The 25,331-nt window shown below is 59.1% G+C and carries 19 protein-coding genes; 8 read left to right on the forward strand and 11 right to left on the reverse strand.

Annotation, left to right across the window (positions count from 1 at the left end; translation table 11 throughout):
* Positions 1-350: 350 nt before the first annotated feature.
* Together CPA59_RS21870 and CPA59_RS21875 are read left to right on the forward strand one after the other, a co-directional pair.
* Positions 351-1,022 (forward strand): 7-cyano-7-deazaguanine/7-aminomethyl-7-deazaguanine transporter, encoded by a 672-nt coding sequence (locus CPA59_RS21870; RefSeq protein ID WP_100850311.1) that lies wholly within the window; start codon positions 351-353, stop codon positions 1,020-1,022.
* 171 nt (positions 1,023-1,193) lie between these two features.
* Positions 1,194-1,757: a DcrB family lipoprotein gene (locus tag CPA59_RS21875; RefSeq protein WP_038917429.1), complete on the forward strand. Its 564-nt coding sequence runs from the start codon at positions 1,194-1,196 to the stop codon at positions 1,755-1,757.
* 55 nt (positions 1,758-1,812) lie between these two features.
* On the opposite strand, the gene CPA59_RS21880 is transcribed toward CPA59_RS21875, so the two are convergent.
* Positions 1,813-3,036: an MFS transporter gene (locus CPA59_RS21880; protein WP_038917428.1), complete on the reverse strand. Its 1,224-nt coding sequence runs from the start codon at positions 3,034-3,036 to the stop codon at positions 1,813-1,815.
* A gap of 223 nt (positions 3,037-3,259) precedes the next feature.
* Here CPA59_RS21880 and yhjD point away from each other — a divergent pair, with 223 nt between their 5' ends.
* The 3 genes from yhjD to kdgK all read left to right on the forward strand — a co-directional run bounded on the left by yhjD (position 3,260) and on the right by kdgK (position 5,593).
* A complete protein-coding gene (yhjD, locus tag CPA59_RS21885) occupies positions 3,260-4,246 on the forward strand; it encodes an inner membrane protein YhjD (protein WP_049853787.1) in 987 nt (328 codons plus the stop codon).
* Positions 4,247-4,274: 28 nt separating this feature from the next.
* Entirely contained in the window at positions 4,275-4,478 is a 204-nt protein-coding gene (locus tag CPA59_RS21890) for a 2-hydroxymuconate tautomerase family protein (protein WP_015848366.1), read from the forward strand.
* Positions 4,479-4,660: 182 nt separating this feature from the next.
* A complete protein-coding gene (kdgK, locus tag CPA59_RS21895; protein ID WP_107760687.1) occupies positions 4,661-5,593 on the forward strand; it encodes a 2-dehydro-3-deoxygluconokinase in 933 nt (310 codons plus the stop codon).
* Positions 5,594-5,724: 131 nt separating this feature from the next.
* Here kdgK and CPA59_RS21900 read toward each other — a convergent pair whose 3' ends face one another.
* The 10 genes from CPA59_RS21900 to CPA59_RS21945 all read right to left on the reverse strand — a co-directional run bounded on the left by CPA59_RS21900 (position 5,725) and on the right by CPA59_RS21945 (position 22,381).
* The gene (locus CPA59_RS21900) at positions 5,725-7,218 is read right to left on the reverse strand and encodes a pitrilysin family protein (RefSeq protein ID WP_038917425.1); all 1,494 of its coding nucleotides are present in this window, start codon (positions 7,216-7,218) and stop codon (positions 5,725-5,727) included.
* Positions 7,219-7,653: 435 nt separating this feature from the next.
* The gene (locus tag CPA59_RS21905) at positions 7,654-8,940 is read right to left on the reverse strand and encodes a dicarboxylate/amino acid:cation symporter (protein WP_042858155.1); all 1,287 of its coding nucleotides are present in this window, start codon (positions 8,938-8,940) and stop codon (positions 7,654-7,656) included.
* Between the two features lie 397 nt (positions 8,941-9,337).
* Positions 9,338-10,336, reverse strand: a complete 999-nt coding sequence (locus CPA59_RS21910) for a glycosyl hydrolase family 8 (protein WP_107760688.1) — start codon at positions 10,334-10,336, stop codon at positions 9,338-9,340.
* A 12-nt stretch (positions 10,337-10,348) separates the two neighbouring features.
* Positions 10,349-10,816 carry a cellulose biosynthesis protein BcsD gene (bcsD, locus tag CPA59_RS21915; RefSeq protein ID WP_107760689.1) on the reverse strand — a complete coding sequence of 156 codons (468 nt, stop codon included), beginning with the start codon at positions 10,814-10,816 and terminating at the stop codon, positions 10,349-10,351.
* A 2-nt stretch (positions 10,817-10,818) separates the two neighbouring features.
* On the reverse strand, positions 10,819-14,856 hold the full coding sequence (locus CPA59_RS21920) for a cellulose biosynthesis protein BcsC (protein ID WP_107760690.1): 4,038 nt from the start codon (positions 14,854-14,856) through the stop codon (positions 10,819-10,821).
* An 11-nt stretch (positions 14,857-14,867) separates the two neighbouring features.
* The gene (bcsB, locus tag CPA59_RS21925; RefSeq protein WP_107760691.1) at positions 14,868-17,408 is read right to left on the reverse strand and encodes a cellulose biosynthesis cyclic di-GMP-binding regulatory protein BcsB; all 2,541 of its coding nucleotides are present in this window, start codon (positions 17,406-17,408) and stop codon (positions 14,868-14,870) included.
* Positions 17,405-19,495, reverse strand: coding sequence for a UDP-forming cellulose synthase catalytic subunit (gene bcsA, locus CPA59_RS21930; protein ID WP_107760692.1), 2,091 nt, complete (start codon positions 19,493-19,495; stop codon positions 17,405-17,407). Before bcsA ends, bcsB begins: the two co-directional genes overlap by 4 nt.
* Before the next feature lie 108 nt (positions 19,496-19,603).
* Positions 19,604-20,419, reverse strand: coding sequence for a cellulose biosynthesis protein BcsQ (bcsQ, locus tag CPA59_RS21935; protein WP_107760693.1), 816 nt, complete (start codon positions 20,417-20,419; stop codon positions 19,604-19,606).
* Positions 20,410-21,009, reverse strand: a complete 600-nt coding sequence (gene bcsO, locus CPA59_RS21940) for a cellulose biosynthesis protein BcsO (protein ID WP_107760694.1) — start codon at positions 21,007-21,009, stop codon at positions 20,410-20,412. Before bcsO ends, bcsQ begins: the two co-directional genes overlap by 10 nt.
* Positions 21,010-21,472: 463 nt before the next feature.
* Positions 21,473-22,381: an EamA family transporter gene (locus tag CPA59_RS21945; RefSeq protein ID WP_038917417.1), complete on the reverse strand. Its 909-nt coding sequence runs from the start codon at positions 22,379-22,381 to the stop codon at positions 21,473-21,475.
* Positions 22,382-22,580: 199 nt separating this feature from the next.
* Between CPA59_RS21945 and CPA59_RS21950 the strand changes: the two genes are divergently transcribed.
* From CPA59_RS21950 to CPA59_RS21960, 3 genes are all read left to right on the forward strand, one after another.
* A complete protein-coding gene (locus CPA59_RS21950; RefSeq protein WP_038917415.1) occupies positions 22,581-23,282 on the forward strand; it encodes a YafY family protein in 702 nt (233 codons plus the stop codon).
* Positions 23,283-23,403: 121 nt separating this feature from the next.
* Positions 23,404-23,775, forward strand: coding sequence for a VOC family protein (locus CPA59_RS21955; protein WP_038917414.1), 372 nt, complete (start codon positions 23,404-23,406; stop codon positions 23,773-23,775).
* Positions 23,776-23,893: 118 nt separating this feature from the next.
* A complete protein-coding gene (locus tag CPA59_RS21960) occupies positions 23,894-25,327 on the forward strand; it encodes a PLP-dependent aminotransferase family protein (protein WP_107760695.1) in 1,434 nt (477 codons plus the stop codon).
* Positions 25,328-25,331 lie beyond the last annotated feature (4 nt).

Below are 25,331 nucleotides of genomic sequence, written 5' to 3' on the forward strand. Positions count from 1 at the left end.
CAAGCCGCGCGGTTTAGCAGGCCGCAATAAGCGGCGAATAACGCGTGACGGCAGTGAATGTCTCTCCCTTTTAGGCGCCCTCCGCCTTGATCGCGGTCAGTTGAGCCTGCGCTAATTACACGCATAATTGAGACATCGCCTAACGATTGCAAAGCCGCAACAACGCGGTATGATGCCGACACGTTAGCGTTAAAAAGGCGCAGATACCCTAAATAACTCGAGTTGCGTTGGCCCTTCGGGGGTAAGGCCATGTATGTGGGCCGAGTCATGCCGCAACGTGAAGTATGACGGGTATAACGAGGCAATTTGTCTGGGTTCCCTCACCCCAATAACCAAAAAAAGGTCACATTATGTTTCAGTTTTCCGCACAACAGCGGCTGACAGCGCTGTGCTGGCTATCCCTCTTTCACATCCTGGTGATTATTTCCAGCAACTATCTGGTTCAGCTGCCGATTACGCTTTTCGGCTTTCATACCACCTGGGGCGCATTTACTTTCCCGTTCATCTTCCTGGCTTCCGATCTGACCGTGCGGATCTTCGGCGCTCCGCTGGCACGCCGCATTATTCTGACGGTGATGGTGCCGGCGCTGATCGCTTCGTATCTGGTTTCTTCCCTATTCTACAAGGGCGAATGGCAGGGGTTTGGCGCGCTGAGCCAGGTGAACCCGATGGTGGCGCGTATCGCCGCCGCCAGCCTGATGGCCTATGTGCTGGGCCAGATTCTCGACGTGCATGTCTTCAACCGTCTGCGCCGGCTCAAAGCCTGGTGGGCGGCGCCGGCCGCTTCCGCGGTGCTGGGCAACCTCAGCGATACGGTGGCGTTCTTCTTTATCGCCTTCTATCGCAGCACCGATCCGTTCATGGCCACGCACTGGATGGAAATCGCTACGGTGGATTATTTCTTCAAGATCGCCATCAACCTGGTTTTCTTCCTGCCGATGTACGGCGTACTGCTTAACATGCTGCTGCGCCGTCTGAGCCAGCCGGGGAACAACGCGCCGTACCAGGATCAAACCGCCTGATACGCTGTTTTCGCTCATAAACAGGGTTTCGGAATAACCGGAAAAATTGCCCTCCCCCACCTGATTCGGGTGCAAGACAGGGACCGTGATAACAAAACGCTTGTTTTTACGCCCCGAATCAGGTGCCATAGCGCCACTTCTGTTTTTGTTCGTGATAAAGAAAGGATACCCATGCCAAATTTAGCGAAATATATCGGTATTGGTCTGCTGGCCGCCACGCTGGCCGCCTGCGACGGCAACAGCGATAAGAAAACCAACGCGCCGGCCGCCAGCCCCGCAGCGGAGAAAACCACAGCGCAGAACGTGTCCCTGCTCTCCGGCAAACTGACCTTTACCCTGCCGGACGGCCTGAGCGATCAGAGCGGCAAACTGGGCAATCAGAACAACAACATGCACGTCTATGCGGATCAGAGCGGCCAGAAAGCCATCATCGTGATTGTGGGTGATGACACGCCGCTGGATCTGCCGGCTCTGGGTCAACGTCTTGAAGAGCAGCAACGCGGGCGCGATGCCAACCTTCAGGTACTGGGTAACAAAACCGCCGAGATCAACGGCCATCAGATTCAGCAACTGGACAGCGTCCTGACCAGCAACGGGCAGAAAGCGTTTTCGTCCATCGTGCTGGCCAAAGCGGACAATCGTCTGCTGACGCTGCAAATCACGCTGCCGGCGGATAATCTGCAGCAGGCGCAAGCCGACGCCGCTAAGGTAATCAGCTCGCTGAAGCTGAACTGATCCCCACACAGCGTCATCCCCGCCGCGCCGGCAACGGTTGTCGGCGGGATTCTGTTCACACCGCTTTCGCGTCGCGCAACCCGCGCTGATACAACCGTACCGTCAGCAGCAGCCCAGCCAGCGCCAGCCCCGCCGCCGCCAGATAAATGGCATCGATATCGGTATAAGCCATCATGACGCCGGCCGCCGGTCCAACCACCCCCAGCGACAAATCCAGAAAGATAGTGTACGTCGCCAACGCGCTGCCCTGATTCTGCGCCGACACCGCCTTGACCGCCACCACGCCCAACGCCGGGAACACCAGCGAAAATCCGGCGCCGGCAAAAAACGCGCCCGCTTCCGCCATCAGCGGGTGCGATGCCAGCCATACCAGCACCAGACCGGCGCCCTCTACGAGAAAGCAGGCCAGCGCGACCCGCAGGCCGCCAAAACGGTTAATGACATTCGGGAACAACAGCCGGGTGCCGACAAAGGCGCAGCTGAACAGGCTCAGGGTCAGCGCGGCGCCGTCCCACTGACGGCTGGCGTAAAACAGGGTGATAAAAGTCGAGATCACGCCGAACCCGGCGGACGCCAGCGACAGAATCACGCCGTACAGCCAGACCTTGCCGAGCACCTCGCGGAACGGCAGCTTCTTGCCCGGCGTCACCGTCACCGCCGGACGGGGCAACGCCAGCAGAATCGCCGCGCCGGCCACCAGCACGATCACGATCGACAGCAGCCACAACCCGCCCAGATGATAAATCCACACCCCCAGCGGCGCGCCAATCGCCATCGCGCCATAGGTCGCCACGCCGTTCCACGAAATCACCCGGCCGATATGCAGCGACCCGACTACGCCGACGCCCCACAAGGTTGCGCCGGTGCCGGCGAAGCTCTGCCCAATGCCCAGCACCAGACGGCCGACGCACAACAGCGCCAGCGCCAGCACCGGCGAGCCGTCATTCCAGGCCGCCAGCGCATAAAATACGCCGCTCAGCAGCACGCCGGACAGCCCGAACACCACCACCTGCTTCGGCCCTTTCTCATCCGCATGACGACCGGCTCGCGGGCGACTGAGCAGAGTAGAAAAATACTGCAGACTGATCACCAGCCCGGCCCAGAAGGCGCTGAACCCAAGCTGTTCATGCACATAGCCCGGCAACACCGCCAGCGGCAACCCGATATTCAGATAGCTGGCAAAGTTAAACATCACTACGGACATGATGCGCAAGTTTAGACGCAAGCCGCCGGGAGAGGGCTTGGGCGGCGTAGACACAGGCGGTGTGGAAGCTGGCATGGAGAAATCGGCTCGCTTACGGGTCGCGTCGACAGGCGAACGCGGCAGACATTGTGAGATTCTGAGTATAAACAAGACACTTGCGTCTTTCAGCACCAATTAGCGTGCGTCGTCATACGACTTTGACCTCTGCGCTTTTACGCTTATATGACCTCTTTTACGCTTATATGACAGAACCGCGCCTGCGTTATACTCAATGGGATACGTCGTCAGGAGAGATTGCATGCCTGTGAAGCTCAACCAGCCACGCCCCTCGACCGAACAGGACACGCCATCCGGCGCTTCCCGTCAGCGGTTCGGGTACCTAGCAGGCTGGCTGCACCGCATCAGGTCGGTGCCCGTTGTCGCCCATTTTATCCGCGCGGGAGACCGCTTTAACGACCGGATGGGCAACCAGTTCGGCGCCGCCATCACCTACTTTTCGTTTCTGTCGCTGATTCCGATTCTGATGGTATCGTTCGCCACGGCAGGGTTTGTGCTGGCGTCCAACCCCGACCTGCTGACCGGTCTCATCAACCGTATCGTCAACAGCATCAGCGACCCGAGTCTCGCCCGCACCCTGAAGAACACCGTTAATACCGCGGTACGACAGCGCACCACCGTCGGGCTGACCGGTTTACTGATCGCGCTCTATTCCGGCGTAAACTGGATAGGCAACCTGCGGGAAGCGATCCATGCCCAGTCACGCGATGTGTGGGAACGCCAGCCGCACGAGGAAGAGAAAATCTATCTGCGCTACCTGTGGGATTTTCTGTCGCTGATCGGGCTGCTGCTGGCGCTGGTGATCACGCTGTTTCTCACCTCGGTGGCCGGCAGCGCGCAGGCGACGATCGTCCGGGCCCTGGGTCTGGACGGCATTGATTGGTTGCGCCCGGTGATGACGCTGATTGCGCTGTCTATCTCCATCTTCGCCAACTATCTGCTGTTTTTGTGGATACTGTGGGTGCTGCCGCGCCATAACCCCCGGCGCGGACCGTTGTTGCGCGGCACGCTGATGGCGGCCATCGGCTTTGAAATGCTGAAGTTCGCCATGACCGTGGCACTGCCTCAACTGGCGACATCGCCTTCCGGCGCCGCGTTTGGTTCCGTCATCGGCTTAATGACGTTTTTCTATTTCTTTGCCCGCCTGACGCTATTCTGCGCCGCCTGGATCGCCACGGCGGACCCGAAAACCGATACCAACACGCAGACGCCGCTGCCCGGCGCCTGACCCCCATAGTCCATCAACAGGAGCGACCATGCCTTTCGTCAACATTCGCATCACCAAAGACGGCGCCACCGCCGAACAAAAAAAGCAGCTGATTGCCGGCGTAACCCAGCTGCTGGTAGATACGCTGGGAAAAAATCCGGCCACGACCGTGGTCATCATTGATGAGGTGGAAACCGACAACTGGGGCATTGGCGGACAGAGCGTCACCGAGCGCCGCCAGCAGGCTTCATAACCGGACACACAACGTATCAATAGGCAACAGTCCGCTAAGGATCGGGATTACAAACGGTTTTCCCGATCCACATCATGAAAAAATAAAACATCGTTTCATCGCTATTGACTCCATGCTGCGTAATGTTGAGACTGGCGCTAGTTTCCGTTTGGTTCACCTTCTCTTTTTACAGGTCAGCTGTCATGACGACGAAGAACATTGCGATTATTGGCGAGTGCATGATTGAACTGTCACAGAAAGGCGCGGATCTCAACCGCGGTTTTGGTGGCGATACCCTCAACACTGCCGTCTACATCTCCCGTCAGGTAAAACCGGACGCGCTTGGCGTACATTACGTCACCGCGCTGGGTACCGATTCCTTCAGTAGCGAAATGATAGCTGCCTGGCAAAAGGAAGGGGTCAAAACCGACCTGATCCAACGTCTGGACAACAAACTGCCGGGGCTGTATTTCATCGAAACCGACGCCACCGGCGAGCGCACCTTTTACTACTGGCGTAACGATGCCGCGGCCCGTTACTGGCTGGAAAGCCCGGATGCCGACACCATCAGTCAGCAACTGGCGCAGTTCGATTACATCTACCTGAGCGGCATCAGCCTGGCGATCCTGAATCAAGCCAGCCGTGCGCGCCTGCTGACGGTGCTGCGCGCCTGCCGCGCCAACGGCGGCAAGGTAATTTTCGACAACAACTATCGCCCGCGCCTGTGGCAGAGCAAAGAAGAAACCCGTCAATCGTACAGCGATATGCTGGCCTGTACGGATATCGCGTTCCTGACGCTGGACGACGAAGATATGCTGTGGGGCGAACTGCCGGTAGACGAGGTGCTGAAACGCACCCATAGCGCCGGAGTGACGGAAGTGGTGATCAAACGCGGCGCAGACTCCTGTCTGGTTTCTATCCAGGGCGAATCGCTGCTGGAAGTTCCGGCGATTAAGTTGCCCAAAGAGAAAGTCGTCGACACCACGGCGGCGGGCGACTCGTTCAGCGCCGGCTACCTGTCTGTGCGCCTGAACGGCGGCAGCGCGCAGGATGCCGCCAAACGCGGCCATCTCACCGCCAGCACCGTCATCCAGTATCGCGGCGCGATTATTCCGCTGGAAGCAATGCCTGCCTGAGCAGGGTCACACGGCTGACTCAATAAAAAACGCCGGTTCAGTCTCATGCTGAACCGGCGTTGTCGTGTTTGTCGGTGCGACCAACGTATCAGTCTCAACGCGCCGTGCCCGCAGGCACACGGCAAGCTGGCTTAACGCACCGCCGAGGTTTCGTCTTGCGACGCTTTGGCGGCATCCGGCGCGACGGCAGCGGCGCCACTATCCGGCTGCATGATGCTCATGTAGGTTTCCCGCAACGCCTTCATGTTGGCTTCCGGCTCGCCCTGCGGCTGTAGCATCACCAACGTCGCTTCCTGAGACAACTGCTGATGCAGTTCCTGATTCAGCATCTCCAGCGTGACCGACGACAGGTAGTTCTGGCGCAGCTTCTGATACTGCTCCGGCGCAATGTCCACCACCCCGTTTTTCTGCGAACGCAGACGCTGGTCCATCAGAATATCGGTACTGGCGCGGGCATACGTGGCGAACAGCTTGCTCAGCTCTTCCGCTTTACGCGCCATCAGCGTGTCAAACTCCGCCTGAGACAGTCCTTTATCCCGCAGCGCCAGTAGCTCTTTGCTCAGGAAAGTCACGCCGGCCTGCGCCGATTCGCTGGTGACATTGTCCAGATGGATGGCGCACTGGGCGCGGGCATACACCACATTGCAGTCAAAACGCACGTTGGTGTCTTTCAGCGGGCTTTTGGTCAGCACCTGCTGCATATGCCAGAACAGCGCTTCGCGCGCCAAATCGCTATGCCAGTAGCGGGCCAGCGCCTGAGAATCGCGGATAGGCTGCCACGGCATGTCCCATACCAACGACAGGATATCCTGCTTCGCGCTGCTGTCCATCAGGCTGATCGGCGTCGACGGCATCGCGGACAGCGTCGGCAACGGAGAAGGCGTCACCCGCTTGCCCTGCAACGGCGAAAACACTCTGTCGATCTGCTCGGCGATGACGCGGCTGTCGACATTGCCCACTACATACAGCGTCATGGCGTCCGGGGTGTACCAGGTTTTGTAGTATTTGTTCAGCTGTTCGGCATTCACCGACGCCTTGAGCGGTTGCCCCGGCGCATACGACAACAGCGACGACCCTTTTAGGCGGTAGCGCCAGCTCGGGTCTTGCGGATTGGTGGGCGCGGTCGCCACCGGATCAATCATCTTCATCGCCGACGCGATGCGTTTATCATTAATCTGCAACTGGCCCGCGGTATCCGCCAGCCAGCTCAACGCATCTTTCAACAGGTCAGGCCGGTTATTCGGCAGACTCAGATTGTAAGAGGTAAAGTCATACGATGTGGTAGCCGGGGGCAATGGTCGGGTTTCGCTCTCAGACTGCTGCCACAACGACGGTAGCTGCCCGGCGGAAAAGGTGTCGCGCGGCAACAACGCCAGACGCGGAATAAAATGGGAAAACCCCGTCTGTTGCGCATTTTCCGTCAGTGAACCAGTATTAATCATCAACCGTAGTTCAATCCGGTCGCTGGGACGCTGGGGTGTTGCAAGAAGCTGCCAGCTAAAGCCGTTATCCAGCTTGCCCTGTTGCCAGGCGGGATCGGGTTGTAGTGCTTCAGCCTGCACGTTGCCGACGGCAGCCGCCAGCAACACTCCACCAACAAAAAGGCCAAATTTGGTGCCTTGCATGTGAACCCCTACTTTAATCACTAACCAATACAGTATGTTTTTGTGAATTCGGGCGGCATCGTCCTGCCGCCTCACGTGTTATACCCAAAATAAGTCGAGTTGCAGGGCAAAACGATCGCGCTTTGAACAACACAACGCGTCGGCCCTTCAAGGGCAAGGCGCATACGAGCCTTGTAACGCGGCAACCGGGTGAGTGAGGGCAGCCAACGCACCTGCAACATGAAGTATGACGGGTATATTCGCCTCACAAAAAAGAGAAGCGAAGTGTACCATCCCGTTAGACAGCGTGCTTTCGTCTATGTCACTCAACGACGTGAAATAAAGAGTAAAAAAGTTAAAGGCGTCTAAATCTAGCACAGAATGGATAAGAATTACCCACAGTCCGCGAAGCGAACTGTGGGTAACTGGCAGGAGTGAATCCGCGTTAACGCGCTATCAGGACGGACGGGATTCCGCCGCCGGGCCGTCATCGCGGCCGGACAGCACGTTGTTCATCTGTTTGGAATCAAGCTGCTTACACCATTTGGCCACCACTACGGTCGCCACGCCGTTGCCGACCAGGTTAGTCAGCGCGCGGGCTTCGGACATGAAGCGGTCGATGCCCAGAATCAGCGCCAGACCGGCAAGCGGCAGGTGCCCTACGGCAGAAATGGTGGCTGCCAGCACGATAAAGCCGCTGCCGGTCACGCCCGCCGCCCCTTTGGACGACAGCAGCAGCACCACCAGCAGGGTGATCTGATGCCAGATATCCATGTGGCTGTTGGTCGCCTGAGCGATGAACACCGCCGCCATAGTCAGATAAATCGAGGTGCCGTCCAGGTTGAAGGAGTAGCCGGTCGGAATCACCAGACCCACCACCGATTTCTTACAACCCAGTTTTTCCATCTTCTCCAGCATACGCGGCAGCGCGGACTCGGAAGAGGAAGTACCCAGTACGATCAGCAGTTCTTCACGAATGTAGCGAATGAACTTGAAGATGCTGAAACCGGTAGCTCTGGCGATAGACCCCAGCACCAGCACCACAAACAGGATACAGGTGATGTAGAAGCAGATAATCAACTGCCCCAGCTGCACCAGCGTGCCCACGCCATACTTACCGATGGTGAAGGCCATCGCGCCGAATGCCCCCAGCGGCGCCAGACGCATGATCATGTTGATGATGCCGAAAATCACTTTGGAGAAACTTTCGATCACGTCGAAAATCAGCACGCCCTTGTCGCCCAGACGGTGCAGAGCGAAACCGAACATCACCGCAAACAGCAGCACCTGCAGGATGTTGCCGCTGGCGAAAGCGCCGATCACGCTGGAAGGAATCACGTCCATCAGGAACGGCACCACGCCTTGCTTACCGGCTTCAGTAGCGTAGTTCGCCACCGCGGCCACGTTCAGCGACGCCGGATCCACGTTCATACCCACGCCAGGCTGCAGCACGTTTACCACCACCAGACCGATGATCAGCGCCAGCGTACTGACAATTTCAAAATAGAGCAGCGCAACGGCGCCGGTACGCCCGACGGCTTTCATACTCTCCATCCCGGCGATCCCGGTGACGACGGTACAAAAGATCACAGGCGCGATCACCATTTTGATTAATTTCACGAATCCATCGCCCAGAGGCTGCATTTGCTGCCCCAGTCCTGGGTAGAAGTGACCCAGCAATATCCCTATGGTAATAGCAGTAAGCACCTGAAAGTAGAGACTTTTGAATATTGATTTTTTCATAGTGTGACGTCCTTTGATGGGAAAACACACGGGGGACAAAGAACGATAAAGTTGCCGCCTGTGCTTGCGCCGGAAAATAACACCCTGATAACAGGCTGAATACTTTTATAACTTTAGTTTGTGAACATCCGGTTAAAAACAAGAGCTGAATCGCTTCAACAGATTCTTCCCAAAAACATTGCATTAATTTATCGGTAACATCACGCATGACTAACGCCGTCTAAACCTCGCGGCAAACCGCGTCATTACTCTATTCTGCGCTGATTCATAAGAATTTTTTGTGAATGGGATCACGAGTAACAATCAGGTTAACAAAGCGTGAAACATGCTATGTCTGAGGGGTAAAAATGGGGGAGATGGCGAGGACGATGCCTCGCCATGTTTACCACAGGATAGGTTATTTACCGCGTGCCAAAGTGGCCAGCAGACGCAGGCTGGACGAGTAGTAATCTTCCGATGCGCCGGTCAGATCGCTGAGTCCGTCGAAGTTGCCCATCGTCAGGTCGCGTACCGCCAATAAGCCGCCCTGCATGTTGTAAGCTGCGGCGTTATTGCTCAGCACATCGATCCAGGCCGGCGTCGTCAGACGGGAATAATTACGCCAGTACAGTTGGAACGGCACCAGCGCCGTCGTTTTGGCGTCATACCAATACAGGTACAACGGAATACGGATGGCGTCGTAACTGAAACGCGGCGGCCAGGCCGTCGCCGGCGCCATCGATCCATCCGCGTTCAACGCCACCCAGTCCGTCGGCAACCCAACCTGACCGAAACGCATTTCTCCGAGCAGCGACAGGCTGTCGTCAATCAGTTGCCGCCACACCTGAAGATGGCTGCGGTTCGCAAAGTCGCGCCAGGCCGGGAACAGGAAATATGACGGGTTAAGGATCACATAGCTGTTCTTGTTGAAGCCATAGGCGCCGGGCAACATCACGGTGCGGCCCGCAAACTGAATGATATTGTTGGCGATAATCGCTTTCTGGATACTGTCCGACGCCTGCAGGTAACGGTTGTCCTGCCATTTGTTTCCCGCTTTTAACAACGACCAGGCGATCAGCACATCGCCATCCGAGGCGTTGTTCTTATCCACCACCGGATTGGCCGCCGACGGGTCATAACGCCAGTAGAACAGGCCGCTGGTCGTGTTCTGCAGGTGGCTTTGCGTCCAGTTCCACAGGCTATCGAACGCGCTCCGATCACCATAATGCACCGCCATCAGCATGGCGAATCCCTGGCCTTCGGTATGGCTGACATTCTTGTTGCCGGTATCCTGAATGCGCCCGTCCGCGGTCATGAAACGGCTTTTATAGATTTCCCAGCCGTTTGCCGCCGTTGCCGACGCACTGAACAGCACTATCAGCATCAACGCCCAACAACGCCACATTGGCTTTACCATTACGCCTCCGACTCAGTGTTGGTAACGGAACAGCAGGGTCGATTCACTGTCGGTTTCTTCGCAGGACAATGGCACAGACTCGACGCCGCCCTGCTCGCGCAGCCAACGGCTGTAGAGCCCCTGCAACACCGCCGCCATCGCCATGCGCCATCTGGCGCTGCCAGACGTATTCACGGAGACGGGCAATGCCAGATGATAAATCTCCAGTCGATTTTCATACGGACGCAGGTCCACGCATCCCCAATCGAACAGAGACAACACCCGATTGATCTCCCGTTCCAGATCCACCACCGTCACCGCCGCTGACAGCGGGTAGCGTTCGGCCAGTTGCCCGCCCATATGACGCAAAAACGCCAGCCCTTCCTGCTCACCGGCGTTATCCATCATCCCGTTGACGATCACGCCGAGCAGATCCGCCCAGCCGGGCGGCAGTTGCTGCTGGCGATAATAGTTCAATGCATGCTGTTGCAGGTCACTCATGCTTATTTGCCTCCGAGCCCGTAGCGGAAATAGAGCTGGGCCGTGGTTTCGTTATAGTTGCCAAAGGTGTCATAGCCCATCTGTCCGCCAACGGTCACGTCTTTGGTAACGCGATAATCCGCGCCGACATGCACGTTATAGCCAATGCCGCTCTTGCTGTCGCCTGCGTAGTGGGATTCTTTGGCGAAGCCGTTAGTCACAGCATCATCCAGAAACGCCTGCCAGTCCGGGTTGTTAGGGAAATAATCGCTGCGATCAAGCGAATAAGACTGATAACCCACAGCCACGCCCGCCTTGACGCTCAGGTTGTCGTATTTCTGACTCCATTCCACCGGCAACGATACCGACACGTAATTCTGCGGACTGAAATAGCCCCCCTGGCCGTAACTGTAGTAGCTCAGGTTACTGGCGAAGTTCATCCAGCTTAAGTTGACACCGGTTTTCAACTCACGGTCGCGATCATGGAACGGCCGAATATAGGCGCCGGCATTCGCCATCACGCCAGTGTTGCTTTTCACGTTCTCGCCGAGGTAGCTATAAGCACCGCCTCCGCCATAGAAACCGACATCGCCGTTGTCATAGCTCAACAACACATTGCCGCCGTTTTTGGTGACCTGCCCCCAGCTTTTACCGCTGAAAGCCTCCTTGCTGCCAACATAAGAAAGCAGACTATCGGTAACGGCACGGCGTTCGCCGGTCACGATCAACGTCAGGAAATCGGTCAGCTTAGGCGACCACTGCACACCGCCCACCAGCGTATTCAGGTCCTGACCGAGCGGCGTACTGCCGAGATCGAGCTTATAGTTTTTGCCGATAAGCCCCAGATTAAGTTCAACCCCAGACGCTTTTTGCGAGTCGGTAGCGCTGGAACTCGCCGTATTGACATTTGGCTTATTCGACGATGCAAGCAGGTAATTTTTAATCGCCGAGTTGCCATTCAGTAATGCCAGATTGTCCTGTCCCTGCTTGGTTAACGGGTTCAATGTATCAAAATTAATGGTGTTAACAGTGGAGGGATTGATACCCTGGCTGCTTAGCAACGTGGCCAACGCTGAAGCATTACCGCTCGCAAGCTGCGACCGCATGTTAAGAATTTCAGCATTCACCGTATCAACCATATTCTGCACAGCCACAGCCCCGGCCCCTGCACCATATCGTCGATAAGCATCACCGCTGGCGCTGCCCGCACTGAGCGACATCGGCGTGACGCTAAAATTGATCCGCGCATCCCCAAACGATCCGCTCGACCAGGTCAATGGTACTTTGGCTTCAGTCAACCGACTGAGGCCCGACTCGCCATCACGACCGCGAATCTGCACTCCGGACTGCACCCAGCCGCCGGTATCCCGTTCCAGATCGGCCATCATGCCGTTAATCTGGGTCAGCGTAGCAGCCTGTTGTTGTGTGGTGGTGGCTCCGGCCACCACCACCGCGGTGTCGCCAGTGGCGACACCGTTACGCTGCTGCCACGGCATCACGCTGCCATAAGTGGAAGAACTGTTGGCGACACGGGTAGCCGCCGGCGTCGAACGATCGATGAACGGGTTGTCCGTCATCGCCAGTCCGCCGATCGCGGGCGCGTTGCCTGGCGCAGCGCCTTCCAGCCCCACCGCTTTCGAGCGGGCGGTTTTCAGGTAAGCCAGCGCCTGATCGCGGTTGCCTTCGGCATCCGCGATCCGAGCCAGCAGCAGCCGCCGTTCCGGCGTCTGCTCGCCCTGCAAGCCTGTTGACAGCGCATGCGCCTTTTTAGGGTCGTGACGTTCCAGCGCCACATTAATGGCGCCGACGCGCGCTTCCTGCGTCGGGGTATCGTGCAACAACAGGTAATCGTAAACGTCCGCCGCCTCTTTGTTCATTTTGCCGGACTGGTATAGCCGGGCCATAGCGAACATCAGGTCGGTATTTTTCGGATCGCGCTGCAGCGCACGGGCCAGCTTGTCGTAAGCCTGCGCATACTGCTGGTTTTCGCGCAGGCGATCGGCCTCGCGCACCACGAAACCGGTACGCAATCCATCCAGCTGCGTCGTGCTGCTGCGCGCCACCAGTTCCGGGCGACTCAGCCACGACCGCGCTTCATCGCTCAGTCCGGCCTGATTCAACACCCCAACCTGATCGGCGTAATCGCCGGCATTGCCCTGCACGCCGCGTTGCATGCTGTTGCGCACCACCGCCACCGCCGCGGCGGTATCGCCGGCAGCCGCCAGCGACTGGGCCAGTTTGCCCGCGTCAGCCGGATTTTCCGGCGGCGCCACCGACAACGCCCGCAGGGTGTTGGCCGCCGCGGCGTTTTCGCCCCGCGACAGATAAACCTGGGCGGTCGCCATCTGCAGATTGAAATTGACCCGCTGCGCCAGACTCCGGGTATCTTCATTCTGGTTACGCGGCGGAATGCGCGACAGCAGCGTGCTGGCCTGCTGCCAGGCGTTATTTTCACTGGCGAACAACGCCGCGGCGTACAGGTCGTCCGCACTGGCGCCAGCGCGGAACAGCGGCTGCATCAACGAGGTGGCGGCAGCCGTATTACCCTGCTGCTGGTAAATCCGCGCCAGATCGAGCTTCAGCCAGCCATCGTTCGGGAAACGCGCCATGCCCTGCTGCAACAGGCCGATGGCGCGGACGGTATCGCCCGCCGCCAGCGCCTGTTTGGCTTCATTGCGCACCGGCGCGCTGGTCGCGACCGGGCGCGGCGCCATGCTGCGCCGCACGCTCTCCGGCAAGGCCGCGAACAGCGTATTGGCCTCATCGGCGCGGTTTTGCTCGCGCAGTACGTAATACAGCCCTTCTTTGGCGTTGCGATTATCGACATCGGTTTGCAGAACCTCGCGATATAACCGTTCCGCCTGCGGGAAGTTGTTGGTGCGGCGCAGCACGTCAGCCCGGAACAGTTTCGCCGTCAGCCCTTTGTCGCCGCCGGCCTGCGCCAGCGGCTCGCTCAGGGTCAGCGCCTGCGCCGTATTGCCGCTCTTCATCGCCTGCTGGGCATTCGCCAGTTGGGCGTAGAAACGAGCGTCTTCCGCCTGCTGCTGGCGCTGCGTGCTGTTTTCGCCGCCTTGCCGGGCCGCCCGCTCCAGATAGGACGCCGCAGCGGCAAAATCGCCGCGTCGCTGGGCGGCATACCCCATCCCCGCCAGCGCATCCGCGTCTTCCGGGTTAGCCTGCAGCACCTGACTGAACGCGGTTTGCGCGCTGGACAGATCGCCGCTGTTGAGTGCGGTAAACCCTTTGTCTTTCTCGCTGCCGCCCACATTCTTGCGGTAATAGTCCATCACCGCCGTGTCCTGCGGGTGCCGCTGCTGGTAGAGCTGATAGAACGGCGCGTCGTCCGCTTTCGGCCCCAACCACAGCAGCGCCTGCCGCATCGCCTGATCGGCATCGGCGCTGCCGGACGCCAGCCCGCTCAGGATCTGCACCCCTTCGCGGCGGGTCGGTTCCTGATAGGTCAGCGCCTTGCCGAGCGCCACGGCGGCATTGGTGTCCTGCGGATGCGCCGCCGCAAATTCACGCAGGTGATCAATCGCCTGCGGCAGCAGCGTGCGGTCGCCCGCCATGGTCAGATAGTATTCCGCCGCGATGCCGGCGGGCGGCTGGGTGCCGCTGAACAGATTGCGCCAGGTTTGCAGCGAGGCGCTGATATTGCCGCTGCGCGCCTGCTGACGCGCCAGCGCCAGTTGCGCCTGCGGAATGGTCGCGGCCTGGCGAGCGTTGTCCAGCGCCTGCAACAGCGGGTCCTGCGGCGATGCCGTGCTCAAGCGTTCGCGCCATTTGGCCGCTTCGGCGCTGTCGCCGCTGTTCTGGGCATACAGCGCCATCAGGTAAAGCGCGCGCGGGTTGTTGGCATCCACCCGCAGGATTTTCTGCAGCGCGTCGCGGGCAAGATCGTCGTGAGAGCGCTGATGCCAGTAATCCGCCTGCTCAAACAGCGCCTGCAGCGCCGGATTAGTCTGCGCCGCCAGCGCGGAGGCCGATAGCACGCCGCCGACCACCACCCCGGTGAGAGACAGTGACTGACGGATGCGGGCTGTTAATGTCGTCATCTTCATAGGTGGCTCGCTTATTTTTTATCTAAACCCGCATCGCGTCGGGTCGACAGCCTTTTCTCCGCCAGCCGCCGGAGGATCGACGCCAGACTAAGCCCCACGACCGCCGCCAGCAGCAACGCCGCCAGCGCCAGCAACACCGAGTGCTGATTGGCGTACCAGACAATCATCATGTACCAGGGCATTTCGCCGCTGGGGAACTGCGGCCCGACCCGGAAACTGCGCACGCCGTTTTCATCGGTGATGATGGCGGTATCGCCCCGCACCGCGGCGTTGATGTTCGGCGAGTTCAGGTCGCCATACAACCGCAATAACTGTTCGTCGCCGCTGCCGGTGGCAACCACCACCACTCGCTCGGGGTTCCACGGCGACCGGTAGCTGAGGAAACCGCGCCAGGCCTCGTTGGACGAGAAATAGCGGTCCGCATCCAGCGGCGCGCGGTCCCAATCGCCGGTCAACAGGGTTCGCGCGCGCTCCCACGCGCCCGGCGCTCTGACGCCGAAGGTATGGTCGTTCACCGTGTAGGGCGAGCCAGACAGCAGGTTCTGATTGAACGCGGCCTGCGGCAGCGTGGTGACCGCCAGCACGTCGCTGTTTTCGAGCTTCTGGCGATCCGCCGCGTTGGCCGGCAGGCCGAACATCACGCGGTTGTGGTTGAGACTCACGCCGGTGGCGTCGCTGGCGCGTCCGGCCAGATCCAACAACAGGCCGATTTCGGCGTTGGTGGGTTTTTCCGGCAGCAGCATCACCGTCTGGGCGTAATCCGCCTGACGGGTAAACGGAAACGCCACGCCCACGAAATAGGAGAGATTCGGCAGCAGGGTGAAATGGCGCGTCCGGCTCAGATCGATCGACGCGCTGTCGGCAATCTGGCTCTTGATGTTGTTGTTGAGCAGCACGCTGCAGGGCGCATCATCCTTGGCGCGAATGTTGAAATAGAGCTGGAACTGGTTGTAGCCGTAAATCAGGTACGGCTCGACCTTCAGCGTATAGTTTTCCTGACGGGTATCGCCGCCCATTTCGCGCCACAGCTGCTGCAACACGCCGACTTTGTTCACCGTCAGGTTGCGCAGGAAGGTGCCGTTGAGCATCACGTTCAGGTATGAGCGGCTTTCGTCAATCCAGCTTTCCGACGAGAAGCGGTAGTCGACCTTCACCGGAATGGTGTCGCCGTCCCACAGGAACAGATCCGGCGCGGCGCGGAAGTTGATGCGCAACGCCTCATGCCACAGCCCGCTGACCGTCATGCTTTGATCGTTGCGCAACAGTTCGCTCAGCCGTACCGGCCGGTCGGTGTTGATCCAGCGCGGCGCGTCATAGGCGCGGCGGAACGGTATGGTCTGCTGCGCCACCGACAGGGTTGAAGCATCGCCAGTCAACGGCTGGCTGACCAGACGGTACGCCGCCTGTCGCAACTGTTCGTCATCCTTGCCCACGACCAGCATCAGTTTGTAAACCGGGTTTACCGGGTTATCAATCAGTTGCAGCGTGGGGCCGGTAACGTCCGGCAGCGTCAGCGTGCCCACTTTGTCCCCAGGGCGGCCAAACACCATGCCGCTCTTCTCGGGCAACGCATCGCGTATTACCGGGAAAGTCACGCCGTAGCCGTCCATACGCATCCCCAGCCAGGAGGCCACCAGCGATGCCGCACTGACCTGCTCGGGGGTGACATCGGCCGGAAATACCATCGGCACGGTGGCGGGCGTCATCTGCAACGGGTCGATAAACGGACGCGGGAAATTCTCCAGCCGGGTACCGATATCAAGCTGCTGACCTTCCAGATTCAGGGTGGTGGTCGGCAAAATCGTCAGGTTGTAGCGGGTCGCGCTGTCGCGTTCGCACAGCAGGCGATCGGCGTCATTGATGCGAAAGCTCAGGTTGTTGCTGGACACCACCATCGCGGCGGGAATATCCAGCTGAAACAGGGTACTGTCGCCGGTGGCGGCGTTGAGCGGCACGGTGCCCAGCGGCTGACCGTTCAGCATCAGCTGCATCGACGTATTGAGCGCCGCCAGTTCGGGCGACACTCGTAGCGCCAGATCCAGACGCGCGTTGGTCACCACCTGATCGCCGGGCAGGGTGAAAATCACCCCGGCCTGCGCCTGACCGCCCGCCAGCGTAATCCCATGAATTTGCCCCATCTGCGCCACGGAGACGCTGCTGGCCAGCGGCTGGTAACCCGCCGCCGTCTGATCGCCGACGGGCGTCGGCAACAGCATGGAAGGCGTGGTCAGCGACGGCGGCGCAGGAAAATCCGAGGCCGTCGGCGCCGCGGCTGGCGTGACCGCAGACGGCGTCGCCGGCGACATCAGCGGCGACGTTACCGGCGGCATCGCCGGCAGCGCCGGCAGCGCCGTGGTCGGGGCCGCAGCGGAGTCCGTAACAGGCGCAGGTTCGGTCGCAGCGGGCTGTGGATTGCTGCCGCCGGGGCTGAGCATGGCGGGCAGCGGCGCATCCGCCGCATCGCCGGCGGCCAGCGCCCCGTTGCCGCCCAGCGCCAACACGCCGCCCACGCACAGGGACAACAGCGCTTTCATAAAACGTGGCGTCATCATGCTGCGACGTCCTCCTTCTTCAGGTCCGCTTTCCTGCCGCGGCCCCGCAAACTCATCCAGAAGAACGCGCAAACGGTGCGAACCACCGCCCACAACGAACGCAAAGGGCGGTCCTGCGGCCAGGGCGGATTCATCCAGGCATCCGCGCGCGACAACACCACCCGCACCAGCGCCCGGCGCTGGGCTAACGGAATATCGACGAATTGCAGGCGAATGATGTCGTCATCCGCCGCCACCAACTGCACCGGCAGGCAGATTTCGCTGGATTGCAGCAACAGTTCAACGGCTTCAATTTCATCGGTTTTATGACGCTGATCCGGCGCTTTGAGCTGCACCCCGCCCATCGACAGGTTGATGGTGGTGGCGCGAGACGCGATGCCGCTGGCGTAATGGATGATCGCGGGTACGTCCACATCGACGCGAATGGTTTTGCGCACTTGTTTGGTTTCCCGCGCCACGGCAATCGCCGCCAGCAGGGTCAGCAAACTGAGTAATGCCCACACCACGTTCAGCACGATCACATAGGGATCAACGTTGAAATAATCATGCGCCGCGATGCGGGTAATACCGGCCAGAACGCCCGCCCCCAGCAAAACCGCGGCGACAATGTGCGGCCGCACGATGCGAAAATCAAAAAAGCCTTCGTCCAACAGGCCGCCTTTATCGGTCACGTTGAACTTGCCGCGCATCGGCGAAAACAGGGTAATCAGCGTCGGGATCACCAGATGGAACGCCATCACCGTTTCGTAAATCTCGCCCCAGAAGCTGTACCGGAAACGCCCGTTCATGCGCGAGTTGAGGTACATCGATATCACCAGATGCGGCAGCGCATAGGCAAAGATCATCGCCGCCGAGGCATGAATGATATTGAGGTTGAACAGCAGGTAGGCCAGCGGCGCGGTCAGGAACACCACTCGCGGCAGGCCGAACTGGAAATGCAGCATGGCGTTGAGGTAGCACAGCCGCTGCTGCCAGCTCAACCCGCGCCCCAGCAGCGGGTTATCAATCCGGAAAATCTGCGTCATGCCGCGCGCCCAGCGGGTACGCTGGATCACGTGCAGCACCAGTCGCTCGGTCGCCAGGCCCGCCGCCAGCGGAATCGCCAGAAAAGCGGATTTCCAGCCTTTGCGCTGCATCTTGATGGCGGTGTGCGCGTCTTCCGTCACGGTTTCTACCGCAAAACCGCCGATCTCATCCAGCGCCGCACGGCGAATCACCGCGCAGGAGCCGCAGAAAAAGGCGGCGTTCCAAAGGTCATTGCCCTGTTGCACCGGTCCGTAGAACAGCGCGCCTTCGTTCGGCATGTCGCGCGCTGCGCGCAGGTTACGCTCAAACGGGTCCGGCGAATAGAAGTAGTGCGGCGTCTGCAACAGCGCCAGCTTCGGGTCCGACAGGAACGGGCCAACCGTGGCCTGCAGGAAGATGCGCTTGGCGACGTGGTCGCAGTCAAATACGCAGATCAGTTCGCCCTGAGTCAGCTTAAGCGCGTGATTGAGGTTACCGGCCTTGGCATGCGCGTTGTTATCGCGGGTGATATAGCCGATACCAGCCTGCGAGGCGAACACGGCAAACTCGCTGCGCCTGCCGTCATCCAGCAGATAGACTTTTATTTTTTCGCGCGGGTAGTCGATACACTGTGCGGCCAGCACCGTATCACGCACCACATCCAGGCTTTCGTTATAGGTGGGGATATACACATCCACCGTCGGCCATAGTTGGGTGTCTTCCGGCATCGGCTCAATAACGCGTTCCAGCGGCCAGGCAGTCTGGAGAAAGCCCAATAGCAGAATCACCCAGACATAGAATTCGGCGATAAATAACCCGATGCCAAGAATGGCTTCAATTTCAGAATTGAAATGCAGGGTTTCCGTTGCGCGCCAGTATATATAGCGTGTCGAGGTCAATATCGACAGCACTATCAGTACGACCGTCACCTGCCGACGCTTGCTCAGCCCCAGCAAAAACATCAGCGCCATGCTGATCAGACCGAATATATATTGTTTTTCACTGTCCATCGGGGTGATGACAATCACCGCCGCAGCCGGTAGCAATAACAACAATAAAACCAAAAACAGGATTTTTTTCATCGATTATCCTGATATTTAATGGATAGAAAACGCCCGCGCGAGCATGCCTTGCGCTGAAAAAACCAGCCAGATAATGTCAATTTCGTACGAGTCTAGGCTGACCGGCGCTTAACTGGCCGGTACAGCCTGATAAGCTGGAAAATCGGCGTGAACTTCTCCGTTGCCAATCCTGATATCCAGCAGAGCCGCAACGCGTTTTCCGATAAGCTCAATATCAAACGCAGCGGCGGAGACAGGGCTGAAATCAAAAATGGAGCGTTGGGAGGCATTGGCTTCAGCGACACTCTCATCACGGTGTACGCTGCCAATCAGTTTGTCCGGCATACGCTGCTGAACAAACGACGAAACCTGGCTGCTGATAGCACGGCGGTTATCCGTCTGATTCAGCAGCAGGTAGTAACCCTTTTTCCGGTTCAGACGCTGACCGGTCAGTTTGTTGTCTTCGATATACGGCATCAGCGACAACGACGCGGTATCCGCCATCATCACCATCAGGTGCAGATCGGCCAGGTCGGTCATGGCTTTCAGCGCCGGACTCGGTCCGGGCGGAAAATCCGCCACGATCACCAATCCCGGGTAGTTCATCACCGTGCTGAGGCCACGCTTGAGAAACAGCGGATCGCTTGCCAGATTATGCTCAAACGCCAGCCGTTGATCTTCGGTGACGTTGCCGTAAGGCAGCACGAAAATATTATCGTCGGTGGTCAGGATGGACTGGCTCCAGTCCGCCGCTTCGTCGGATTTAGCGACATAACCGCGCTCATCGCCGAGCGGTACGCCAAAATGCAGGCGCAGCGCGTTCTGCACATCAAAATCAATCGCCAGCACCTTGCTGCCCCCGCGGGCCAGCGCATATGCCAGATTAGCCGCCATGGTGGTTTTGCCGACGCCACCTTTCGGAGAACAAACACAAACTAACGGCATAACGCAATTTTCTCCAGCAAGGGTTTCAACAACATGGTCTTGGATACCGAATGAATTTCATCATGGCGGTGGCTACTGAATAACTGGCGGAACCGGCCGGCGTCGGATGCAACGCTGGCCTCGCTCACCGCCGGTGCAGACGCCAGCAAATGTCGGCGCGCCGCTTCAGGCTGCGCCGTTTCCATCGCCAGGACCGCCGCTTGTGGCGCCGGCGCCGCCGGTTGCGGCACAGGAACCGAGACCGCCTCAGCAGGCGGCAACGATGCGGCAATAGCGTTAAACAGAGAGTGCTGATTGCCCTCGGAAGGAGCAGCGCTCAAGCTAGATGATGGCGCTACGCGGCGGGACGACGATGAAGACGCCGCAGGCGCTGACAAGACGTGTTGGCTCACCGGCACAGGCTGCGCAATACTCACCGGTTGCGCGCCAGATAGCGTGTCGTCATCACCGGTCTGATTGCGCAACAGCTGTTTCATAATCGGCCAGACTACGGTTTCAGATTGCAATACCTGGCCGGACATGTCCCTGAAATTAATATCTTTTATCTGGGCTTTGTCCTTAAAGCGCTGCATATCATCATAACTTTTCATCTAACTGACATTTCCCTGGAAAAGGGTGACGGCGAATATGGCGCTGGGTAACAGCGCAAAAAACAATCTTTTCGGATTAGTCTTATACCGATATTTGTGACGAAGGTAAATTACTCCAGAAAAATAAACAAATAATCCGTAAGTAAAACCCCCTCTCTCTAACTGCTTGAAAAAACATAATTCACCCGACTGAAATTTCACTATATAGATAGTTAATCTACGGGTAATCACAGAAGAAATTAATGGATTGGTATCGGATGATAAATAGACCAACGTGAAGATAGCGCAGTGCTCACCTGAAATCCATGATTAAATATTCACCAAATTGTTAAAATAAATTAAATAATCGCGATAACCCTACTCCTCCAGGCTATCTGCCTTTATTTTTGCCAGTCCCTGCCTCCGACGGCATTTGCGCCCCGCAACGGGACAAGGCCGGAGGAACCGGCCTTTATCACCAAAATTAGGGCTGACGCGCCGCCCGCAACGACCATAGCCGCGCGCCGAACACATTGACCAGCAGCCCCAGCATGACCAGCAGCGCTCCCAGTAGCTGCCCGGTCGACAGATTTTCGCCCAGCAACAACGCCGCGCTCAGGATGCCGACCACCGGCACCAGCAGCGACAGCGGCGCCACCCGCCAGGTTTCATAACGCGACAGCAGGTTGCCCCAGATGGCGTATCCAATCAGGGTGGAAATAAACGACAGATACATCAACGCCAGCACGGTGGACAAACGAATAGACGTCAGGCTGGCGACTATCGTGTCTCCGCCTTCGAACAGCCAGGAACACAGCAGGAACGGACCAACCGGAATCAGAGCGCTCCAGACCACCAGCGACATGGCGTTCACCGTGTGACGGCGCATAATCTGCTTGTTGCAGATATTGCCACAGGCCCAGGAAGCCGCCGCCGCCAGCGTCAGCAACAGCGTGGTCAACGTCATGCCCGGCTGCGACGCGTTGGCCGTATTGCTCTCGGCCAGCACCACCATGCCCAGCGCCGCTACCAGAATCCCCAACCATTGATTCCACTGCAGCCGTTCTTTCAACCACCATGCGCCCAGCATCAGGGTAAAGAACGCCTGCGACTGGATCACCAGCGACGCCATGCCCACCGGCATCCCCATTTTGATGGCGCAGAACAGAAAGGCGAACTGCCCGAAACTGATGGTCATGCCATACGCCGCCAGCCAGCGCCACGGCAACGCCGGACGCGGCACCAGCAGGATGGCGGGCAACGCCACCAGCAAAAAACGCAGCCCGGCCAGCAGAAATGGCGGCATATCATGCAGGCCGATTTTCATCACCACAAAATTAACGCCCCACACCACCACCACGCACAACGCCAGCAACTGATCTTTTATTGTCATTTTTTTCCTGCCTTCAAGAACCACACCTGCTGATTAACCTACTGGTAAATCGGTACTGCCGACAGACACAGTTGCGCGCAATGACAGGTAATACAGAGCGCCGGTGTACAATCACGATATCCGGATACCATCACGATATCCGGTTACTCACGATATCCGGTTACAACCGCCACATCCGGTTTAAGAGGGAAAATCACGCATGTCCCGCGCCCAACGCCTGCTCACCCTGATCCAATTGCTGAGAAGCCATCGTTTCGCCGTGCCCGGCCCGCAGTTGGCGGACAAACTGGGCATCAGCCTGCGCACGCTGTACCGCGATATCGCCACGCTGCAATCCCAGGGCGCGCCGATTATCGGCGAAGCCGGACTCGGCTACGTGCTGCAACCGGGTTTCACCCTGCCGCCGCTGATGTTTACCGAAGAAGAGATTGAAGCGCTGGTGCTGGGGTCGCGTTGGGTGGCCAGACAGGCGGACCCTCGTTTGCAGGAAGGCGCCAGAAGCGCACTGATGAAGATCGCCGCCGTGCTGCCCGATGCGCTGCGCGACACGCTGGACGGCACCACGCTGCTGGTGGCGCCGACCAACCTGACGGCACGCGATAGCGTCGACCTGCAACCGCTGCGTCAGGCAATCCGCGACGGACGCAAAGTCACGCTGCATTATCAGGACGGGCAGGGCAATACCTCAACCCGCTTGATCTGGCCGTTCGTGCTGGGTTATTTCGAACAGGTCCGGGTTCTTGGCGCCTGGTGCGAAACGCGTCAGGCGTTCCGCCACTTCCGCACCGACCGCATCCTCGCCTTTGCGGTCGAAGCCGAAACCTACCCGGTGTCGCGACGCCGTCTGTTCAAACAATGGCGAGAGCAGCAAGGTATCCGATTGCCCAAAGAAGGCTACTGACAAAAACTGTCAGCAAAGCGAGATAAGGTACGAATACGGCACACAGCCGGACTTTCGAACCCAGGCGACATCCCGCGCTTATACGGGACACCGCCTGCTTATCTCTTTATCGGAGTGCATCATGACAGACGCCCATTACGTACTTTTCTACGTTGATAACCCGGCCCGCAGCGCCCGTTTCTACGGTCAACTGCTGGATCTGACCCCGGTAGAACAATCTCCCACTTTTGCGATGTTTGCGCTGAAAGCCGACCTGGTGCTGGGGCTGTGGTCAAAACACACCGTAGAGCCCGCCGTTGCCCAGCCGGGTTTTTCCAGCGAGCTGGCTTTCCGTCTGCCGGACCCGGCGGCGGTCGATGCCTGCTACGCCCGCTGGACCGCACAGGACGTGACCGTCGTCCAGATACCGACCACCGTAGACTTTGGCTACACCTTTACGGTGCTGGATCCGGACGGCCATCGTCTGCGCGTTTTTGCCTATCCCAACGCCTGAGGATAGCCGGCCAGCCCGTTGGCCTGCGGGCTGGCTGGTTTAGCGATACGGCAGGATTGCCTGTCGCCTACGCTTCAACGTAACCTGTCGGCATCACTGCTGAATTCAGGGCCTCCCGATGTCAGACACCCCCCGTTACCGCCAGATTGCCGATCACTTCATTCGGGCCATCCAGAGCGGCACGTTGCCTGCCCATCACCGGCTCCCGTCGGTGCGGGCGCTGGCGCAGCAACATGGCACCAGCGCCACCACGGCGATGAAGGTGCTGCGCACGCTGGAAGATGAGCATTTCGCCCTCGCCCGACCCAAATCCGGCTTTTTTGTCGCCGACACGCGCCGCAGCAACGCCATGACGGCGGTCCCGCAGCCGGTCGCGCTGCCGGTGCTCGACGAACAAACCGAATTGCACCTGTCGCTGGTCGGCACCGAATGCCGGGTGCGGCTCGACTTGGCTAACGGCGATAACGCGCTCTATCCGCTGAAAAAGATGGGGCGGCTCATCCGTCAGGCCAGTTACACCAATCCGATGATGCTGGGCAACGACGTCAAGGGCAGCGGCTATTTGCCGCTAAAAGAAGAGATCGCCCGTCGGGCGTTGGATTACGGCTGCCACCTGCATCCCGACGATATTCTGATCACCAACGGCTGCATCGAAGCGCTGTCGCTGTCGTTGCGGGCGGTGACCCGTAGCGGCGACGCGGTGGCGGTGCAGTCGCCCTGCTATTTCGTGCTGCTGCAGATGTTGCGCAATCTGGGATTGCGGGTGGTGGAAGTCGGGCAGGACGCCAGCGGGCATATGGACGTGGACCAACTGGAGTCGCTGTTCAGCCAGCGTCAGGTGAGCGCGTTCATCTCGCTGACCAACATCAACAATCCGCTCGGCACCAGCTTGCCGGATACCTACAAGCGCCGTATCGCCGACGCGGCAGATCGGTACGGCATCGCGCTGATTGAAGACGATACCTTCGCCGATACCGCTTTCGGCGAACAGCGGCCGTTTCCGTTACGCGCGTTCAGCCCCAATGTGCTGCTCTGCAACGGCTTTTCCAAGACGGTCGGCCCCGGCATCCGCATCGGCTGGGTCAGCAGCGCTCACTGGCAGCGCAAACTCGCCGCCCTCAAATTCACCTCCACCATGGGCACGTCGCTGACGCCGCAGGTAGCGCTGGCCGATCTGTTGCGCAATGGCGGTTACGACGCCCATCTGCGCAAACTACGCCGCGAACTGGCGCGCCAGGTTGCCCGGCTGCGTCAGGCGGTGCTGCATTACTTCCCGGCCGGCACCCAGATCTCGCAACCGGAAGGCGGCTACGCCATCTGGGTCACGCTGCCGCCGGGCTGTTGCTCGTCGCGCGATCTGTTTTCCCGCGCCCGGCAGCAGGGCATCGGCATCGCGCCGGGGCACATTTTCGCCACCGACCGGCGCTACGACCACTGCCTGCGGCTCAACGCCGGTTTCGGCTGGAACGAAGAGGTACACGACGCTATTCGGCTGCTGGCGCGCTGGGTGCGGGAGAACGGAACCGATCGCCCAGTGGAATTGATGCAGTAGCCAA

This window comes from Dickeya sp. Secpp 1600, assembly GCF_003049805.1.
GTDB lineage: Bacteria > Pseudomonadota > Gammaproteobacteria > Enterobacterales > Enterobacteriaceae > Dickeya > Dickeya fangzhongdai.

Bases quoted from the DNA above. Each gene is read 5' to 3' on its own strand.
- CPA59_RS21870 (WP_100850311.1), top strand. From the start codon at position 351: ATGTTTCAGTTTTCCGCACAACAGCGGCTGACAGCGCTGTGCTGGCTA.
- CPA59_RS21875 (WP_038917429.1), top strand. From the start codon at position 1,194: ATGCCAAATTTAGCGAAATATATCGGTATTGGTCTGCTGGCCGCCACG.
- CPA59_RS21880 (WP_038917428.1), bottom strand. From the start codon at position 3,036: ATGCCAGCTTCCACACCGCCTGTGTCTACGCCGCCCAAGCCCTCTCCC.
- yhjD (WP_049853787.1), top strand. From the start codon at position 3,260: ATGCCTGTGAAGCTCAACCAGCCACGCCCCTCGACCGAACAGGACACG.
- CPA59_RS21890 (WP_015848366.1), top strand. From the start codon at position 4,275: ATGCCTTTCGTCAACATTCGCATCACCAAAGACGGCGCCACCGCCGAA.
- kdgK (WP_107760687.1), top strand. From the start codon at position 4,661: ATGACGACGAAGAACATTGCGATTATTGGCGAGTGCATGATTGAACTG.
- CPA59_RS21900 (WP_038917425.1), bottom strand. From the start codon at position 7,218: ATGCAAGGCACCAAATTTGGCCTTTTTGTTGGTGGAGTGTTGCTGGCG.
- CPA59_RS21905 (WP_042858155.1), bottom strand. From the start codon at position 8,940: ATGAAAAAATCAATATTCAAAAGTCTCTACTTTCAGGTGCTTACTGCT.
- CPA59_RS21910 (WP_107760688.1), bottom strand. From the start codon at position 10,336: ATGGTAAAGCCAATGTGGCGTTGTTGGGCGTTGATGCTGATAGTGCTG.
- bcsD (WP_107760689.1), bottom strand. From the start codon at position 10,816: ATGAGTGACCTGCAACAGCATGCATTGAACTATTATCGCCAGCAGCAA.
- CPA59_RS21920 (WP_107760690.1), bottom strand. From the start codon at position 14,856: ATGAAGATGACGACATTAACAGCCCGCATCCGTCAGTCACTGTCTCTC.
- bcsB (WP_107760691.1), bottom strand. From the start codon at position 17,408: ATGATGACGCCACGTTTTATGAAAGCGCTGTTGTCCCTGTGCGTGGGC.
- bcsA (WP_107760692.1), bottom strand. From the start codon at position 19,495: ATGAAAAAAATCCTGTTTTTGGTTTTATTGTTGTTATTGCTACCGGCT.
- bcsQ (WP_107760693.1), bottom strand. From the start codon at position 20,419: ATGCCGTTAGTTTGTGTTTGTTCTCCGAAAGGTGGCGTCGGCAAAACC.
- bcsO (WP_107760694.1), bottom strand. From the start codon at position 21,009: ATGAAAAGTTATGATGATATGCAGCGCTTTAAGGACAAAGCCCAGATA.
- CPA59_RS21945 (WP_038917417.1), bottom strand. From the start codon at position 22,381: ATGACAATAAAAGATCAGTTGCTGGCGTTGTGCGTGGTGGTGGTGTGG.
- CPA59_RS21950 (WP_038917415.1), top strand. From the start codon at position 22,581: ATGTCCCGCGCCCAACGCCTGCTCACCCTGATCCAATTGCTGAGAAGC.
- CPA59_RS21955 (WP_038917414.1), top strand. From the start codon at position 23,404: ATGACAGACGCCCATTACGTACTTTTCTACGTTGATAACCCGGCCCGC.
- CPA59_RS21960 (WP_107760695.1), top strand. From the start codon at position 23,894: ATGTCAGACACCCCCCGTTACCGCCAGATTGCCGATCACTTCATTCGG.